The organism is Oceanobacillus sp. FSL K6-0118 (genome assembly GCF_038006665.1).
In the GTDB taxonomy this organism is placed as follows: Bacteria; Bacillota; Bacilli; order Bacillales; family Amphibacillaceae; genus Oceanobacillus; species Oceanobacillus caeni.
In genome coordinates, this window is record NZ_JBBOVR010000001.1 from 523,945 (window position 1) to 539,056 (window position 15,112).

Annotated in this window: 17 protein-coding genes; 10 read left to right on the forward strand and 7 right to left on the reverse strand. The window is 35.0% G+C overall.

Features of this window, described 5'->3' with window-relative positions:
* Positions 1-17: 17 nt before the first annotated feature.
* Complete coding sequence (locus MHI02_RS02680) at positions 18-782, reverse strand: Cof-type HAD-IIB family hydrolase (RefSeq protein WP_047185621.1); 765 nt, start codon at positions 780-782, stop codon at positions 18-20.
* A gap of 221 nt (positions 783-1,003) precedes the next feature.
* Between MHI02_RS02680 and MHI02_RS02685 the strand changes: the two genes are divergently transcribed.
* The 7 genes from MHI02_RS02685 to MHI02_RS02715 all read left to right on the forward strand — a co-directional run bounded on the left by MHI02_RS02685 (position 1,004) and on the right by MHI02_RS02715 (position 6,054).
* Positions 1,004-1,951 (forward strand): sugar-binding transcriptional regulator, encoded by a 948-nt coding sequence (locus tag MHI02_RS02685; RefSeq protein WP_047185620.1) that lies wholly within the window; start codon positions 1,004-1,006, stop codon positions 1,949-1,951.
* 24 nt (positions 1,952-1,975) lie between these two features.
* Positions 1,976-2,410, forward strand: coding sequence for a transcriptional regulator GutM (locus tag MHI02_RS02690; RefSeq protein ID WP_047185619.1), 435 nt, complete (start codon positions 1,976-1,978; stop codon positions 2,408-2,410).
* A 26-nt stretch (positions 2,411-2,436) separates the two neighbouring features.
* Positions 2,437-2,994, forward strand: a complete 558-nt coding sequence (gene srlA / locus MHI02_RS02695; protein WP_047185618.1) for a PTS glucitol/sorbitol transporter subunit IIC — start codon at positions 2,437-2,439, stop codon at positions 2,992-2,994.
* A gap of 3 nt (positions 2,995-2,997) precedes the next feature.
* Positions 2,998-4,026, forward strand: coding sequence for a PTS glucitol/sorbitol transporter subunit IIB (gene srlE, locus MHI02_RS02700; RefSeq protein ID WP_047185617.1), 1,029 nt, complete (start codon positions 2,998-3,000; stop codon positions 4,024-4,026).
* Between the two features lie 28 nt (positions 4,027-4,054).
* Positions 4,055-4,420 (forward strand): PTS glucitol/sorbitol transporter subunit IIA, encoded by a 366-nt coding sequence (locus MHI02_RS02705; RefSeq protein WP_047185616.1) that lies wholly within the window; start codon positions 4,055-4,057, stop codon positions 4,418-4,420.
* Positions 4,421-4,490: 70 nt separating this feature from the next.
* Complete coding sequence (locus MHI02_RS02710) at positions 4,491-5,288, forward strand: SDR family oxidoreductase (RefSeq protein WP_047185615.1); 798 nt, start codon at positions 4,491-4,493, stop codon at positions 5,286-5,288.
* A gap of 85 nt (positions 5,289-5,373) precedes the next feature.
* Positions 5,374-6,054: a transaldolase family protein gene (locus tag MHI02_RS02715; RefSeq protein ID WP_047185614.1), complete on the forward strand. Its 681-nt coding sequence runs from the start codon at positions 5,374-5,376 to the stop codon at positions 6,052-6,054.
* 190 nt (positions 6,055-6,244) lie between these two features.
* Here MHI02_RS02715 and MHI02_RS02720 read toward each other — a convergent pair whose 3' ends face one another.
* From MHI02_RS02720 to MHI02_RS02730, 3 genes are all read right to left on the reverse strand, one after another.
* A complete protein-coding gene (locus tag MHI02_RS02720) occupies positions 6,245-7,384 on the reverse strand; it encodes an AI-2E family transporter (protein ID WP_047185613.1) in 1,140 nt (379 codons plus the stop codon).
* A 150-nt stretch (positions 7,385-7,534) separates the two neighbouring features.
* Positions 7,535-7,906 (reverse strand): hypothetical protein, encoded by a 372-nt coding sequence (locus MHI02_RS02725; RefSeq protein ID WP_114351375.1) that lies wholly within the window; start codon positions 7,904-7,906, stop codon positions 7,535-7,537.
* 246 nt (positions 7,907-8,152) lie between these two features.
* Positions 8,153-9,316: an MFS transporter gene (locus tag MHI02_RS02730; protein WP_047185611.1), complete on the reverse strand. Its 1,164-nt coding sequence runs from the start codon at positions 9,314-9,316 to the stop codon at positions 8,153-8,155.
* Between the two features lie 215 nt (positions 9,317-9,531).
* On the opposite strand from MHI02_RS02730, the gene MHI02_RS02735 reads away from it, so the two are divergent.
* Both MHI02_RS02735 and MHI02_RS02740 read left to right on the forward strand, forming a co-directional pair.
* Positions 9,532-10,359 (forward strand): squalene/phytoene synthase family protein, encoded by an 828-nt coding sequence (locus tag MHI02_RS02735; protein ID WP_047185610.1) that lies wholly within the window; start codon positions 9,532-9,534, stop codon positions 10,357-10,359.
* A 288-nt stretch (positions 10,360-10,647) separates the two neighbouring features.
* The gene (locus tag MHI02_RS02740) at positions 10,648-12,192 is read left to right on the forward strand and encodes a BCCT family transporter (protein ID WP_047185609.1); all 1,545 of its coding nucleotides are present in this window, start codon (positions 10,648-10,650) and stop codon (positions 12,190-12,192) included.
* Between the two features lie 54 nt (positions 12,193-12,246).
* Here MHI02_RS02740 and MHI02_RS02745 read toward each other — a convergent pair whose 3' ends face one another.
* On the reverse strand, positions 12,247-12,438 hold the full coding sequence (locus tag MHI02_RS02745; RefSeq protein WP_047185608.1) for a hypothetical protein: 192 nt from the start codon (positions 12,436-12,438) through the stop codon (positions 12,247-12,249).
* Between the two features lie 68 nt (positions 12,439-12,506).
* Positions 12,507-12,989, reverse strand: a complete 483-nt coding sequence (locus tag MHI02_RS02750; protein WP_047185607.1) for a hypothetical protein — start codon at positions 12,987-12,989, stop codon at positions 12,507-12,509.
* Positions 12,990-13,260: 271 nt separating this feature from the next.
* On the opposite strand from MHI02_RS02750, the gene MHI02_RS02755 reads away from it, so the two are divergent.
* Complete coding sequence (locus tag MHI02_RS02755) at positions 13,261-14,004, forward strand: MerR family transcriptional regulator (RefSeq protein WP_047185606.1); 744 nt, start codon at positions 13,261-13,263, stop codon at positions 14,002-14,004.
* Between the two features lie 458 nt (positions 14,005-14,462).
* On the opposite strand, the gene MHI02_RS02760 is transcribed toward MHI02_RS02755, so the two are convergent.
* The gene (locus MHI02_RS02760) at positions 14,463-15,053 is read right to left on the reverse strand and encodes a hypothetical protein (protein ID WP_128723429.1); all 591 of its coding nucleotides are present in this window, start codon (positions 15,051-15,053) and stop codon (positions 14,463-14,465) included.
* Positions 15,054-15,112 lie beyond the last annotated feature (59 nt).

Genomic DNA, 15,112 nt, shown 5'->3' on the forward strand with positions numbered 1-15,112 from the left:
GCGAATTTTCGACATACCTAAATTAAATGATAATGTTTTAAACCTTGTTCTATTCCGTTATTCATATTCGTTTCTGTAACATAGGATGCTTTTTCCTTCAATGCTTCTCTTGCATTTCCCATGGCGATACCATAATCCACTAATTCGAACATTTCAATATCATTATATCCATCACCAAAAGCGTAAGTAGGTAATCCACTTATTTTTAGAGTTTCCAAGAAGGTTTTAATTCCCGCAGCTTTTGAACCACCCTTTGGAATGATATCCATACTAGCAGGACCATTTCGTATAAATGAAAGCTCTGGAAATGCCTTCACATATTCTTTATCGCCTGTTTCGGATAAAACTAAGACCATGTTAATCTTTTCCTTCTCATACATACTTCCATCAATGGCTGGGACTGGTTCATGTATTAATTCATAAGCCTTTCTTGCTGTATCATTATGGCCTGTAATTCCAATTCTATCGGCATTATAGAAAGCTACATGTTCATTTCTAGAAAGTGCCATTTCTTTTAGTCTTTTTAAAACTTCAACATCCATTGTTTTTTCAAAGACTTCTTTCCCACGGTAAATACCAAGTTGACCATTCATAGAAATGATAGATGAAATTCCTGTCTTTTCCATAACGTGTTTGATCTCAAAAATGGTTCTACCAGTAGCGATAATTGGTTCATAATCATTCTTTTTAAGCGTTTCAATTAATTCTATGACATCGGGGTCGACATCAGATTTATTATTTAAAAGTGTTCCATCTAAATCAAAAAAAACTAAACCCTTCATAATATCTACCTTCCCTTTTTACATTACTTTTGTACTTATAATCAAACTAAAATTTATATAAAGTCTATCACAATTACAAAAAAAATCGAATTTGCTATTTTCTTATTGACAAAATTCGACAATGGTACTATTATTGTAAACAGTTTCATATTGCTCATTTGTTATACGGTTTGCTCATTTGTGCAATGGTGAAACGAATAGAAAAATTAGTGGAGGGAAAAATGAACTGGGAAGAGGAGCGATTACTATATCGCATTGCTAAACTCTATTACGAAGAAGGTTATACCCAAGCTAAAATTTCTAAAGAATTAGGAATTTATCGAACAACAATCGGGAGAATGCTTAAGAAAGCACAGGATAAAGGAATTGTGAAAATACAAATCCAAAGTAGCTCTGATGCATTATTTGACCTGGAAGACAAGATTGCGAAACATTTTGGAATGAAAGAGGTCATTGTTGTCCCTTCTTATAAAAATCAAAGTAATCAAGATAAAATGAAAAGCATTGGAAAAGCCTGTGGTTCGTTATTAGACAGAATTATTCTCGATGATGATATTGTTGGTGTAGCATGGGGTACAACATTAGGAAATATGATTCATCAATTAGATGAATTAAAGCCGAAAAAAATAGAATGTGTCCCATTAGTCGGTGGACCTGGAGGGATGAAATCAGATTATCATGTAAACGCTATTGCTCTCAGGTTATCAAGTGCATTGAATGGGAGGTCACATTTTATTAATGCCGCAGCAATTTACGAATCGGAAGAAACTGCAAAGGAAATTTTACAATCAACCTTTATGAAAGAAATACTTGAACTTTGGGATAAGGTAACTGTAGCCCTAGTTGGTATTGGTGCTCAAATAAGTTCTTCCAATATGGTTTGGTCAGGATTCCTAGGTGATTCCGAAAAATTGGAACTAAGAGAACATAACGCAATCGGTGATATTTGTTCTCGCTTTTATACCAAAGAAGGGGAAGTGATACAATCCTCTATTTCAGAAAGAACCATAGCAATCCGCTTAGAGAAATTAAAGGAATTACGATATTCCATCGGTGTGGCATATTCTAAAGAAAAAGTTCAATCCATTATCGGAGCAATGAATGGAAAGCTTATTAATACCCTTGTAACAAATGAAGAGACTGCACTGGGAATATGTGAATCAATTTAATTCAGGTATTGGAGGTTATTGAACATGGGAATTTTGATAATTATGGTCGGTATTATGGCCGCTTGGATACTACAAACAGTATTAGGTGCAGGACAAATTAAAAACTTCAATACTCATTATACTGAATTAAGAAAAAAGGGACGTGTATCTATAGGTAGATCCAAAGGGATATTTCGTACTGGTGTTGTGCTATTAATGGGTATTGATAAAAGAAATAGAATTCAAACAGCTAAAAAAATGCAAGGAATGTCCATTTTTGCCAAATTTAAAGACTTTAGTATTTTAGAAGGACAAAATTTACTAAAAATAGATCCAGAGGTTTATAACAAAATGGACCGTTTTACAAAAAAGGCATTTGATGATGCAGTTCTTATTTATAAGAAGGTAGAAAAGGGAGAGGAAATTCCACAACAAAAAAGTCCTTTCGGTAAGTTAGTATCAAGCTTTAGTAATAAATAAGTTTTCAAGTAGGAGGGAATAACAAGATGGATTTTTTAGTTAGTGCAGCTGAAGGCTTCATTGGTCTATTTGAACGTGGAGCAGAAACATTTATGGGATTTGTAACCGATATTATTCCATTAATTATTGTGTTAATGGTTGCAATGAACGCAATTGTAGCTTTTGTAGGGGAGGATAAGGTTAATAAGTTAGCAATGGCCTCTTCTAAAAATGTTTTCTTGAGATACCTTGTATTACCTTTCGTAGGTACATTTTTCTTATTAAACCCGATGACATTATCGTTAGGTCGTTTCTTACCTGAGAAGTATAAACCTGGTTATTATGCGGCATCAAGTTATTCATGTCATTCTATGAACGGTTTATTCCCACACGTAAATCCGGGTGAATTATTCGTTTTCTTAGGGGTTGCAGCAGGTATTACACAATTAGGTTTATCAACTGGAGACTTAGCCCTTCGTTATTTATTAGTTGGTATTGTAACGAACATGTTTAGAGGTTGGATTACAGATATGTGTGTAACGTATATGGAGAAAAAGCAAGGAATTAAATTAGCTACAACTTTAGAACAAGGAAAGGAGGAATAATCAATGGGAAAATATAAAACGTTAAAAGTAACTAAAGGCCAGGGTGGCTTTGGTGGACCATTAATTATTCCTGTTAATGAGAAAAAGAATAAAATCGTTAACATTACTGGTGGTACGATTTCATCAGTGGCCAAAAGGTTTGCGGAATTAAGTGGCGCCGAGTTAGTAGATGGTTTTAAAACAAGTGTTCCAGAAGATGAAATGGCAGCTGTTGTTATTGACTGTGGTGGTACATTACGTGCCGGACTTTACCCTAAAAAGCGGATTCCTACTTTAAATGTTATGGCTACTGGAAAGAGTGGTCCAATGAGAGATTTTATAACAGAGGATATTTATGTTTCCGCTGTCAAACCGGAAAATATATCTGTGGTGGAAGATACAGAATCAGTTAGTGATGTTACTAGCTCTACTGAAAATATAGAAAAAGTAGAAGAGGTGAAAGAGGAAGCAGTTGTAAGTAATAAATATGATAGTTCCAAAAAGATTAGCGAACAACGTAACGGTGGAATGATTGCAAAAGTTGGACAACTCATGGGTGGGGTTATGTCTGTACTCTATCAAGCAGGGCGTGATGCAATTGATACTGTAATCAAAACCATTTTACCATTTATGGCTTTCGTTGCCATGTTAATTGGTATCATTTTAGAATCTGGTATTGGTGATGTAGTTGCAAACGTACTAACTCCACTTGGTGGAAGTGTCTGGGGTTTAATCATTCTCGCAGCAATTGTTTCGTTCCCACTTTTCTCTCCTTTCTTGGGTCCGGGAGCTGTAATCGCACAGGTTATAGGTACTCTAATTGGTGTGGAAATCGGACGAGGTAATATTCCTCCACAATTTGCTTTACCAGCTTTATTTGCAATTAACGCTCAGGCAGCTTCAGACTTTGTTCCAGTTGGTCTTGGATTAGCTGAAGCAAAACCAGAAACAGTGGAAGTTGGTGTACCAGCAGTACTTTATGGAAGATTCCTAACAGGTGCACCAACGGTATTTATCGCTTGGCTAGCAAGCTTTGGTATGTATCAATCGTAACGATGAAAAAAAGAAGGAGTGTTTAGAAATGGCAGAAATTATTTATACAACAGAAGTAACTAAATTGGGAGAATCTGTAGGTGAGTTTTTAGAACAAGGCATGTTAATTACATTTAAAGACAATGCACCTCAGGAATTAGCTGAATTTTGTATTCTTCATTCTGAAAATAACTTACGTCAAGATATTACAGTTGGAGATACACTAACAATAGGGGAAGAAAGTTATCAAATTACCGCTGTAGGTGAAGCAGTAAACAAAAATTTATCTTCTTTAGGACATATTACTCTCCGCTTTGATGGTTCAACAGAAGCAGATTTACCAGGAACTCTATGTCTTGAAAATAAAAAGATAAATGAAATTCACGTAGGTGACAAAATTAAAATTGAAAGATAAGAAGTCGTCGTTTTAACGACTTCTTTCCATATTATATAGGTAAAAATCTAACAGATAGGAGTAATGTAGGATGCAAAAATCATGGACAGACCTTGAAGGAAAAGTAGTTATCGTAACTGGAGGAAATTCCGGAATTGGACAACATATTTCCAATACACTTCAACAAAATGGCGCGAAAGTTGTTATTGCCGACTTAAGTGTTGAAACAGGAGACGTAGATAATTTTTATCATGTAAAAACGGATGTAACGAACAAAGAAAGTGTTGAAAATATGGTCCAATTAACAGAGGAAAAATTTGGCCACGTGGACGCACTTGTGAATAATGCTGGTGTTAACCTTCCACGTCTACTTGTAGATGTCAAAGGGGAAAAACCGGAATATGAATTAGATGAAAAGTCATTTGACTTCATGGTAAATGTAAACCAAAAAGGACCTTACTTATGTGCGCAAGCTGCTTCAAGACGTTTTATTAAGCAAGAAAAAGGTGTTATTGTTAATATCACATCAGAAGCAGGTATGGAAGGTTCCGCTGGTCAAAGTATTTACTCAGCAACTAAAGGTGCCTTAAATGGCTTCACAAGATCATGGGCAAAAGAGCTTGGAAAATATAACATCCGCGTAGTTGGGGTTGCACCAGGAATTAATGAAAAAACTGGTTTAACAAATGATGCTTATAATGAAGCTTTAGCATATACAAGAAATGTAAAAGTGGAAGACTTAGAAGGTAATTATACTAGCTCTATTCCATTAGGTCGTGTTGGTAAGTTAGATGAAATTGCTGACTTAGTAACATACCTTGTATCTGATCATTCTTCTTATATTACTGGTACTACTATTAATATTTCAGGTGGAAAATCAAGAGGATAAGCGAGATAGGATAATGTGTTTTTAGCAGGGAAGATAGTTTATGCATTCTTCCCTGCATAAATATAACTAATAAGGGGGAGAAAGCGTGAGACTTTATATTGATTCAGCAAATACAGATCAAATTACCCGATTAAATAAGTATTATCCAATTTCAGGTGTAACGACTAATCCTTCTATTCTTGTAAAAGAAGGAAAACCATATCTAGAAGTTGTAAAAGAAATCCGTTCCATTATTGGTGAAAATAAAGAGTTATTTGTTCAAGCTATAGGTGAAACAGCAGAAGAGATTGTAGAAGAAGCTCGTTTTGTGACAAGAGAGATTTCCGGAAATGTTGTTGTGAAAATTCCTGTAACCGAAGAAGGAATTAGAGCGATGCAATTATTAAAAGAAGAAAATATTCCAACATTAGCAACAACCGTATATACTGCATTCCAGGCTTTAATAGCTGCAATGGCAGGTGCAAAATATGTAGCGCCGTACGTTAACCGTATCGATAATCTAACCGGTAATGGTGTACGAGTTGTTGAAGAAATCGCTCAATTATTTAAAATATATAACCTTCCGTGTGAAATTTTAGCGGCAAGTTTTAAAAACTTACAACAAGTTCATGATGTATGTTTAGCTGGGTCAGAAACAGTAACAGTTGCTCCGGAAATTATTGGAAAAATGATAGCTTTTCCGACTACTCCAACGGATGTTAATGATTTTAAAAACCAATGGACAACTCTTTATGGTGTTGATCATACTAACCTTACAAATTCGTAGTATTTCAAAAAAGTGAGGCTAGGACATTACTAAATTGACCATCCATAAAGCCAAGTAATTTCTAACTTAATTAAGTGATATAATAAAAAACCCAAACTATTACGAAACTCTTAATAAGAATTTCACGTGATAGTTCGGGTTTTTTATTGTCTGGAACACTTAATGAATAAGAAAGTAAACACCAAGTCCCCTAATATTTCCCATACTCATCCCCATAATAATGGTTGTAACGATTTTTAAATTTATTATATAGATAAGAAACTAATACCTTAAGAATGGCATATCCTGGTATTCCTAAAATAACTCCAATTAATCCAAATAAATTACCTGCAACAAGTAAGACGATAATAATCGTCAAAGGATGAATCTGCATGGTTTTCCCCATGATGTTTGGAGATATAAAATTTCCCTCTAGAAATTGAACAACTATCCAAACGATGGCAAGTTTTAAAAGCATGAAAGGGGAATGAACAATAGCAATGATAATAGCAGGGGTGATTGCTATTGTTGGTCCAAGATATGGAATCACACTTGTTGTAGCAGCAACAATGGCAAGAGTGATTGCGTAATCGAGACCAATAATATTGTAACCAACAAATAACAGTAAACCAATACATGAAGCAACGATAATTTGTCCTTGGATGTATGACCCAACTTGAGTATCCATATTTTTCAGGATTTGATTTGTATCATCCCGAAATTTTGGTGGTAATAATTTTAAGAAAAAATCCCTAAATCGAGTTCCATCTTTTAATAGGAAGAACAAGATGAAAGGAAAAGTTATAATGGAAACAAAGACATTTGTGACAGTGCTGGCTACGTTTCTAAACCCTTGAAAGGCATCTACTAAATAAGTTCCAACCATGCCGGGAATATTACTAAAGTTAGTAACAAACCAGTTATATCCTTCATCGTAATATGGTCCTAAAAAGGAATTTTGAAGCCACATGGTAATTACATTCCCCAAATGGTTTAAATAATTGGGGAAATTCTTCGCTAAATCCTTTACTTGTACCTCAATAGAAGGAGCGATTAATAAAATAAGACCGGTTAATAATCCGCCAATCCCAAGTATAAGGATAATAATTCCCCATATCCGTTTAATACGGAACCTCTCTAAAAAATCTACAATTGGATTTAAGAGATAATAAGCGATAAATGCCAAAATAGTTGGTGGCATAATCGTTGAAAAGATAACAATGATCGGATGGAATATAAATGAAATTTTATTATAAATAAGGATAGTAATACCGATGAGGATCAATAAAACCAATAAATATAGAAGATTTTTCCCTCCCATAAATTTAATAAACCGACTTGTTTGTTTCATAGTAGATTTCCTTTCCAATTTAAAAATCAAACTTTAATGTGATTAATCTAATTATAGTTTAAAAAGAGAGTATGTTCCAATTACATTGCGTTATTTTAGGTATTGAAAAAGTGAAAAATAAAAGGAGTAGAAGCCAATTCATCAAGGCCTCTATCTCCAGTAATCATTTTTCTTATCCAAACACCAAGCAATGACTATTTTTTTATTAGCCGGTATATCCAGGAAGTCTTTTATAAAAATCTTGATCATTCGTTTGTTTTCTCGATCAGTGGACTGGGATAGGAAAGCTACTCCCAGGTACCAACTTTTCCCAACCTTTATTTTAATGTTATATGTCCCGGGTTTAGGTAAGTTTATTGATTCATCAATTGTGATTGCTGCTGTATGGTAATTAGGTATATTATTTCTAATGGTATCTAAGTGAATATTGCCGGGTGTATGGTACGTATATGTTGTTGAAATTAGCGTATTCTTTAGCTTTCTTTTTGTAATTGTATTTTTCTTAGCTAAATTTGTGTTCATAACCATCACTCCCTCTTGCTTAAATGTGAATTTATTCACTATATTTATTATACATGGAAACGTTTTATATTAGCAATGCCTTTTTGTGTCTAATTTGTTACAAGTTGATTTGTAAGTATTTGTTGTATTTTGTCCCTTGAATATATGGTTAGGAAGGATTGTGAAAATAGTAATAATCTTTGATGGGAAAAGTAAAATGACTATAGTTTATACTATAGCCATTTTATAATTGAAATAAACCTTAAACTAGTTCATTTTATAGGTTTGGATACTATGTTTCTTTCTCATTGAAAGCGTGGCAGTTCCTAACGAAAGGATTGCCAGCATTCCTCCAAACGTTGCATTGTTGGCAACGGATGTCATGTCAATAATGACACCTCCAATCGATGAACCTACTGCAATGCCTAAATGAAGGGATGAGTTATTTAAGCTAATTTGAATATTTGCTGTTTCTGGTGCTGTTGCCATTAAGTGACTTTGCATTGGTGGAGTTACAGCCCAACTCATCATGCCCCAAATGATTAAATTGAATAGAAATAATGGTAAAAGAAATGTGGTATGTGAAATAGTTAGAATAGCAATACTAAAAATAATAATTACCATTTTAATTGTTCTATTCGAACCATATCGATCTCCAAATAATCCTCCGATTGCACCACCACTTACAGCTGCGATTCCGAAAATAAAGTAAATAACACTAACCCACGCTTCATTTAAACCAATATAATCCTTTGTGAATGGGGTTAAATACGTATATAACGTGGAATGTCCTGCTAATAAGAGGAAGGTGGTCATATGGGCAAATAATATCCTGCTATCTTTAAGGGAAGCAAATTGCTTCGTTAAGGATGATTGTTTCTCAGCACCAACCTTTTCCATTAAAAAGTAAATACCTGTTATGGAAAGTAAGGTAAGGATAGTAATCATGATAAATGGTGCTCGCCATCCAAATGAATTTCCTAGCACCAATCCAATTGGTACACCAAGAACAATCGAACCACTTACACCCATATTAACAATTCCAATTGCTCTTGCACGATAGGCCGGCTTTACAATCGTTGCTGCCATGACAACGCAAAGCACGATAAGTAAGGAACTACTTGCTGCGGATACAATTCTTGCGATAAAGAGAATCGTATAGGATGGACTAATGGCGGCAATTATATTTCCTATTAAGAAAAAGAATAACGTGATAATGGTTAGCTTTTTTCTTTCTATTGTGGCAGTTAAGAAAGATAGGATAGGACCTGATATTGCAAACGTTAGTGAGAAAATCGTTATAAGCAATCCAGCTTGTCCAAGCGTAACACCTAGGTCATCCGCCACTAAATCTAAAATTCCTCCAATAATTAATTCAACCATTCCAACCACAAAGGAAACAATAGTTAATAAATAAACTCGTTTATCCATATATTTAAGCACCTTTCCAAGCTCGTGAATCATTTCCTATCGTATGATTATTTGGTAGTAATTACAAGTACAACTGCATTTTCATTTTATTTAAAAAACTAGGTTTATTTTTTTATAAATGGGGTATAAAAAATACTAACCTAATTATTTACAAAGAATTTAATTGGAATGTTTGTTATACTGGTGAATAGACATGGAAGGAGAAAAGCAAGTAAATGAGTAAAGAAAAACAACTTCAAAAAGATACAATGCGTGTATTAAAAGATACAAGTAGAACCTTTTACATTCCAATTAGTCTATTAAACCACACGTTAGAGATGACAGTAGGTTCTGCATATTTGTGTATGCGAGCAATAGATGAGATTGAGGATCATCCATCCCTTGAACCCGAGATAAAGCAGGAACTTTTATATTCCATAAGTGAATTATTAAATGGAATATCCTTCGATGAATCGGCTTACGAGGAATTATTAAGGCCTTACGCGGCTGATTTTCCTGAAGTAACACTGAGAATGTCAGATTGGTTATCCGTATGCCCAGAAGGAATAGTGGATAAAGTAAAAGAATCCACGAGTATTATGGCAAAGGGTATGGCAAAATGGGTTAAGAAGGACTTTGTCATTCAAACGAAAGAGGATTTGGATGATTATACCTATTATGTTGCAGGTCTTGTCGGTGTCATGTTATCTGATATTTGGAGATGGTATGATAACACAATAACCGATTATGAATTAGCTATTGGCTATGGCAGGGGATTACAAGCTGTTAATATGCTAAGAAATCAGGATGAAGATGCAGAACGAGGGGTTCGCTTTCTACCAGAGGGCTGGACTCGAGAAGACTTATTTCATTATGCAGAAGAAAATTTAAAAATGGCTGATCAATACATAAAATCGATAAAAACGAAGAAAATATTAGTGTTCTGTAAAATACCTTCGTCCTTAGCTAAAAAGACTTTACACGTAATGAAAAATGGCGAAGATAAGATGTCCCGTAAAGATGTGGAATCTACAGTTGATGAAATTTTAAATAATAACATATAAGCGTTTGTTTAACCGGACTAGTGATTGGTTAAACAATCATTATGCGTCGGGATTATTCAGAATAATCAATTATATAGGGGAAAAGTATGAGGGCTTTCTTAAAGAAGTCTATTTGACGATTTTTGCACAGTTTACTATAATGGGACACTGGTCAAAGAATTGAGCAAGTTGGTGGATTTGTCATTGAATACTTTTGAACATCTTGTATTCAATTCCATCCAACGGTCTTTAATGGCAAAGCAATATTAAATTTTAGACACTTGCTCCTAAAATATTAGGAGGAAAAACGTGAAATCAAAACAGAATCTAGATTGGCCTGTATTTATTATTAGTGGTGGATTTTTAATTGTATTTATTGTTTTATCGTTTATAAATAGTGATATGGTGGGAAACGGAATTGATAAACTATTCTCTCTTTCCGCTGAACTTTTTGGTGCTTATTGGCAAGTCTTGCTTTTATTAAATTTTCTTATTGGCATAGTCCTTGCCCTTTCTAAATATGGGAAAGTAAAATTAGGAAATATGGACAAGCCGAAGTATAGCTTCTTTGGTTGGGTTTCGATGATATTAGTTACGTTACTTGCTAGTGGAGGTGTGTTTTGGGCTGCCTCAGAACCGATGTATCACTTTATACAAGTGGCGCCGTTATTTGGTGATGTGGAAAACAATAAAATCTCAGCAGCCTTTGCACAATCATATCTACATTGGGGATTCACTGCATGGGCGATATTAGGAACATTAGCTACCATTGTAATGATGTATGTTCACTACACAAAGAATTTACCATTACGACCTAGAGGATTATTATATCCGATTTTCGGGGAGAAAATATATCATAAAAGTGTAATTGGTACCGCTGCGGATGTTTTTTCTATTATTGCAACGGTAGCAGGGACTTTAGGACCTTTAGGTTTTTTAGGTCTACAAATATCGTATGGTTTAAATCACTTATTTGGTATTCCAAATACATTAACGATTAGTATTATTGTTGTGCTTGCATTAGTAACGATTTCCGGGATCTCAGCTGCAACGGGTGTTGACCGTGGAATCTATATACTAAGTAATTATAATGTTAACTTCACCATTCTTTTAGCAATTATAATACTCTTCATCGGACCTACATCTTTCATTATCGATGCTTTTGTAGGTGGTACAGGATTCCATGTTCAAAACTTTTTTGAAATGAGTTTATATCGTGGTGACCATGATTGGTTAGGCGGTTGGACCATTTTCTTCTGGGGATGGTTTATAGGATATGCACCTATGCTAATCGTTTTTATAAGCCGAATCTCACGTGGAAGAACCATTCGAGAATTGATCATTGCCGTTTCAATTGTTGCACCATTAGTTACTAACTTCTGGTTTTCCATTGTTGGTGGAACAGGAGTATTCTTTGAAATTGAAAAACCAGGATCTATTTCTAATGCTTTGAATGAAGGTGGGATGGAGGCTGCGGTAATGGCGATTACCAGTCAATTGCCATTCCCAACATTATTTGGGTTAGCCTTTCTATTAGTTTCTATTATTTTTGTTGCAACAACTGCAGATACAATGGCTTATACGGTGGCTGCGACATTAACTGGTAACGATAATCCTAAAAAATGGCTTCGTGTATTTTGGGCAGCTATCTTTGGGCTTACTACTGCGGTGATCTTGACAATCGGAGAAGACAGCATTACTGCTATTCAAAATTCGATAGTCATATCGGCTGTACCCGTCTCACTTCTTATCTTACCACCGTTGTGGAATGCCCCTAGAATCGCTAGAAAAATGGCTTTACAACAAGGTTTAATTTGGGAAAGAGAAATGAGAAAGAAAGTAAATAGATATTAAAAAAAATCCTTTACCTATTCTAATATTGGAATTGGTAAAGGATTTTTATTAATTTTAAAGCTTATTAAAGAGCGAGCGAAGTCCAAGGAAGATGATTGCCACTGAAAATACAATTACTGTAATTGCCCCGATCCAAATCATAAAAGTTGCAATCGGGCCTGTAAAAAGTGTAGTGACTGTTGTTAGTCCGATTAGTGAAAAACCAGCGGCTATAGCAGCTAAATATAAAAGAGCTAAAATGTTCATCATTACCCCTCCTTTTATTCTAATTTTATGTGAAAGGAGGAAATATGATTGTACCAATAACTATATTATTAAAAACATTGAAAAGATTGTATTTGGTCAAGATCTATTCCGAAGTATACCCATCTCCAACCAATCCAGCGGTAACCTGCAACGGATCTTCTTCCAATAAAGGTTGGGTAAAACCAGAAAGCGTCTCTTCTTAACCAAACGTAAGTGAATCGAAATAAACAACCACGTATTGCACCGGGATCTACTGCAAAAAGTTGGGTTTGTGACTGTTGGGGAGTGAAGTTAGGTGGCGGGGCTGTTGGTGGCCCCGCCTGTTGCCCACCTTGCCCAGGTGTACCTGGCTGTCCCGGAAATTGACCAGGCGTACTTGGCTGTCCAGGAAACTGACCGGGCCCACCAGGAAATCCTCCACCTGGAATCCCGGATCCTGTTCCAGGGAACCCCCCTTGGCTAGGAAACATTTGATTCCATGGAAAATTAAATTGCCTTTCATCATCATCATAGTATTCGGTATGGTAGTAATAAGGATCATAATAGTTCATTACATATTCCTCCTCAAAAAATTAGGTCCTTACATTATATGGGGGAAAGTCTAGTTTGATATAGATATAGCAAAGAATAGGCAGTTACCCAGGAACCTAAACCGGCATTAGGACTACCACCTCAAACTTCTAGGAAACAAAGAGGGTAGGTGGGAGATCAACTTCTCACTGATGGAAGGTCTTCTTTATGGACAATGAGGAAAAAATGAAAAAAGCAGTTGACTCTAACGTAACGTAATACCTTATATTGTGAGTAAGGGAGGGGTTATTTTTGCATGTAAAAGAAGTATCTGAGCTAGCAGGGGTGAGTATACGTACGCTTCATCATTATGATGAAATTGGTTTGTTAACTCCGAAAAAGATAAACGGATCTGGGTATCGTATATATTCTGAAGCGGATTTAGAAAGGTTACAACAGATCCTGTTTTTTAAAGAGCTTGGATTTAGCTTGAAAAAAATAAAAGAGATTATGAATAGCTCTTCCTACAAACAAGAAGAAGCATTAGAAATACAAAGAGGGATGTTGATAGACAAAAGAAAACGAATTGATAAAATGATTCAAACCATTGATAAAACGATTCAAAATAAGAAAGGAGAAATTCAAATGACTGATAAAGAGAAGTTTGAGGGGTTTGATTTTAGTCATAACCCATACGAGGATGAGGCAAGAAAAAAATGGGGCGATCATGTTGTAGATGAATCCAATGCTAAAATTAAACAATTATCCAAATATGAAAGGGAATCATTAGAGAAAGAGTTTAATGATATTTACAGAAAGTTGGCGGAAATCCGTCATGAGTCTCCTGATTCTGATATAGCTCAGGAAAAGATTGGTTTATGGTACGTTTATTTAAATAAAATAGGTAATTACTCTCTTGATGCCTTCAAAGGCCTTGGACAAATGTATGTGGATGATGAAAGATTTACTAAAAATATTGATAAGTTTGGAGAAGGATTGGCGAAGTTTATGAGAGATGCGATGGCGGTATATGCTGAGCGTAATCAATCGGAATAAGATGGCACAAGATTAAGTAATGATTACGTTTTGACAATGTTCAACATTTCCTGGGAAATACCGACAGATTATTTGGATGTTATTTGTCTTAGGATGCGTACCAAACGGTATATAAAGATATTCCTAAACTAAAAGGAAATAGCAAAAGAAATCCAAATCATGTAATCACTCTCCAAATCTTGTGTTTTTGGTATAGATGTTGTATATTCTGAATAGAATATGGTGTAGGCGAGGGAATTATCCCTCACCTATTGTTTTGGTTAGGACTTTCGCTTAGTGGAGCGAGAGTCTTTTTTGTTTCTTTTGTTGTTTTAATAGCTTTTTAATAGCTATCGTGAGGTTAATTCCTGCAACAGCTAAATTAATCAAAGATGTTAGGAACACCAAAACGGTCACCACCTCCATAATTACAAAACAAAAAAGACACCCGTTTAAGAGTGCCTTAATAACATAATCTATTAAAAATCTACTTTCACATCATGTTCGGCTAAAGTTTCATAAGTTTCATCATCAACTATAATTAGTGTGAATTCAATATCCTCTTTCATTTCTGGTAGAGCGCCCTCATAATTTTCGATATCCATTTTACCGTTAGCTTTTTTATCTCCGGCAATATCTTCACTAAAGAATACCATGTCATCTACCATTGTACCGTCAATCGAAACGTCACGTGCTTGAACGGTCAGCTTATCACTTGTTTTATTTTCCAAATCGAAGTTAATCGTATATTTTTCTTCATCAAAAAGTTCATCCACCTTATGTTCTACACTTACTAATGTGGCTTTTATGTAATTATCATCAGCAACAACTTCCGCAACTTCCTTTGTTTCTGATTCCGCCTCTTCATCGTTTTCTTCATTTGCATTCTCTTCATCTGTGTTTACGGAATTAATATCTTTTTCTTCCGTAACTTCATCGCCACAGGCTGCTAAGCTTGCAACAACAAATAATGACATTAATAATATTAGTATTTTTTCATAAATACCGATTCCCCCTAACAATTTATCTAAATACGGGTATATTATCCTATATGTGGTAAAATAATGCAACAAAACACCTACCCTAGTATAAAGGAAATTTAGTTAGTTAACTCACTCCTTGATCCCTT

Bases quoted from the DNA above. Each gene is read 5' to 3' on its own strand.
- MHI02_RS02680 (WP_047185621.1), bottom strand. From the start codon at position 782: ATGAAGGGTTTAGTTTTTTTTGATTTAGATGGAACACTTTTAAATAAT.
- MHI02_RS02685 (WP_047185620.1), top strand. From the start codon at position 1,004: ATGAACTGGGAAGAGGAGCGATTACTATATCGCATTGCTAAACTCTAT.
- MHI02_RS02690 (WP_047185619.1), top strand. From the start codon at position 1,976: ATGGGAATTTTGATAATTATGGTCGGTATTATGGCCGCTTGGATACTA.
- srlA (WP_047185618.1), top strand. From the start codon at position 2,437: ATGGATTTTTTAGTTAGTGCAGCTGAAGGCTTCATTGGTCTATTTGAA.
- srlE (WP_047185617.1), top strand. From the start codon at position 2,998: ATGGGAAAATATAAAACGTTAAAAGTAACTAAAGGCCAGGGTGGCTTT.
- MHI02_RS02705 (WP_047185616.1), top strand. From the start codon at position 4,055: ATGGCAGAAATTATTTATACAACAGAAGTAACTAAATTGGGAGAATCT.
- MHI02_RS02710 (WP_047185615.1), top strand. From the start codon at position 4,491: ATGCAAAAATCATGGACAGACCTTGAAGGAAAAGTAGTTATCGTAACT.
- MHI02_RS02720 (WP_047185613.1), bottom strand. From the start codon at position 7,384: ATGAAACAAACAAGTCGGTTTATTAAATTTATGGGAGGGAAAAATCTT.
- MHI02_RS02725 (WP_114351375.1), bottom strand. From the start codon at position 7,906: ATGAACACAAATTTAGCTAAGAAAAATACAATTACAAAAAGAAAGCTA.
- MHI02_RS02730 (WP_047185611.1), bottom strand. From the start codon at position 9,316: ATGGATAAACGAGTTTATTTATTAACTATTGTTTCCTTTGTGGTTGGA.
- MHI02_RS02735 (WP_047185610.1), top strand. From the start codon at position 9,532: ATGAGTAAAGAAAAACAACTTCAAAAAGATACAATGCGTGTATTAAAA.
- MHI02_RS02745 (WP_047185608.1), bottom strand. From the start codon at position 12,438: ATGAACATTTTAGCTCTTTTATATTTAGCTGCTATAGCCGCTGGTTTT.
- MHI02_RS02750 (WP_047185607.1), bottom strand. From the start codon at position 12,989: ATGAACTATTATGATCCTTATTACTACCATACCGAATACTATGATGAT.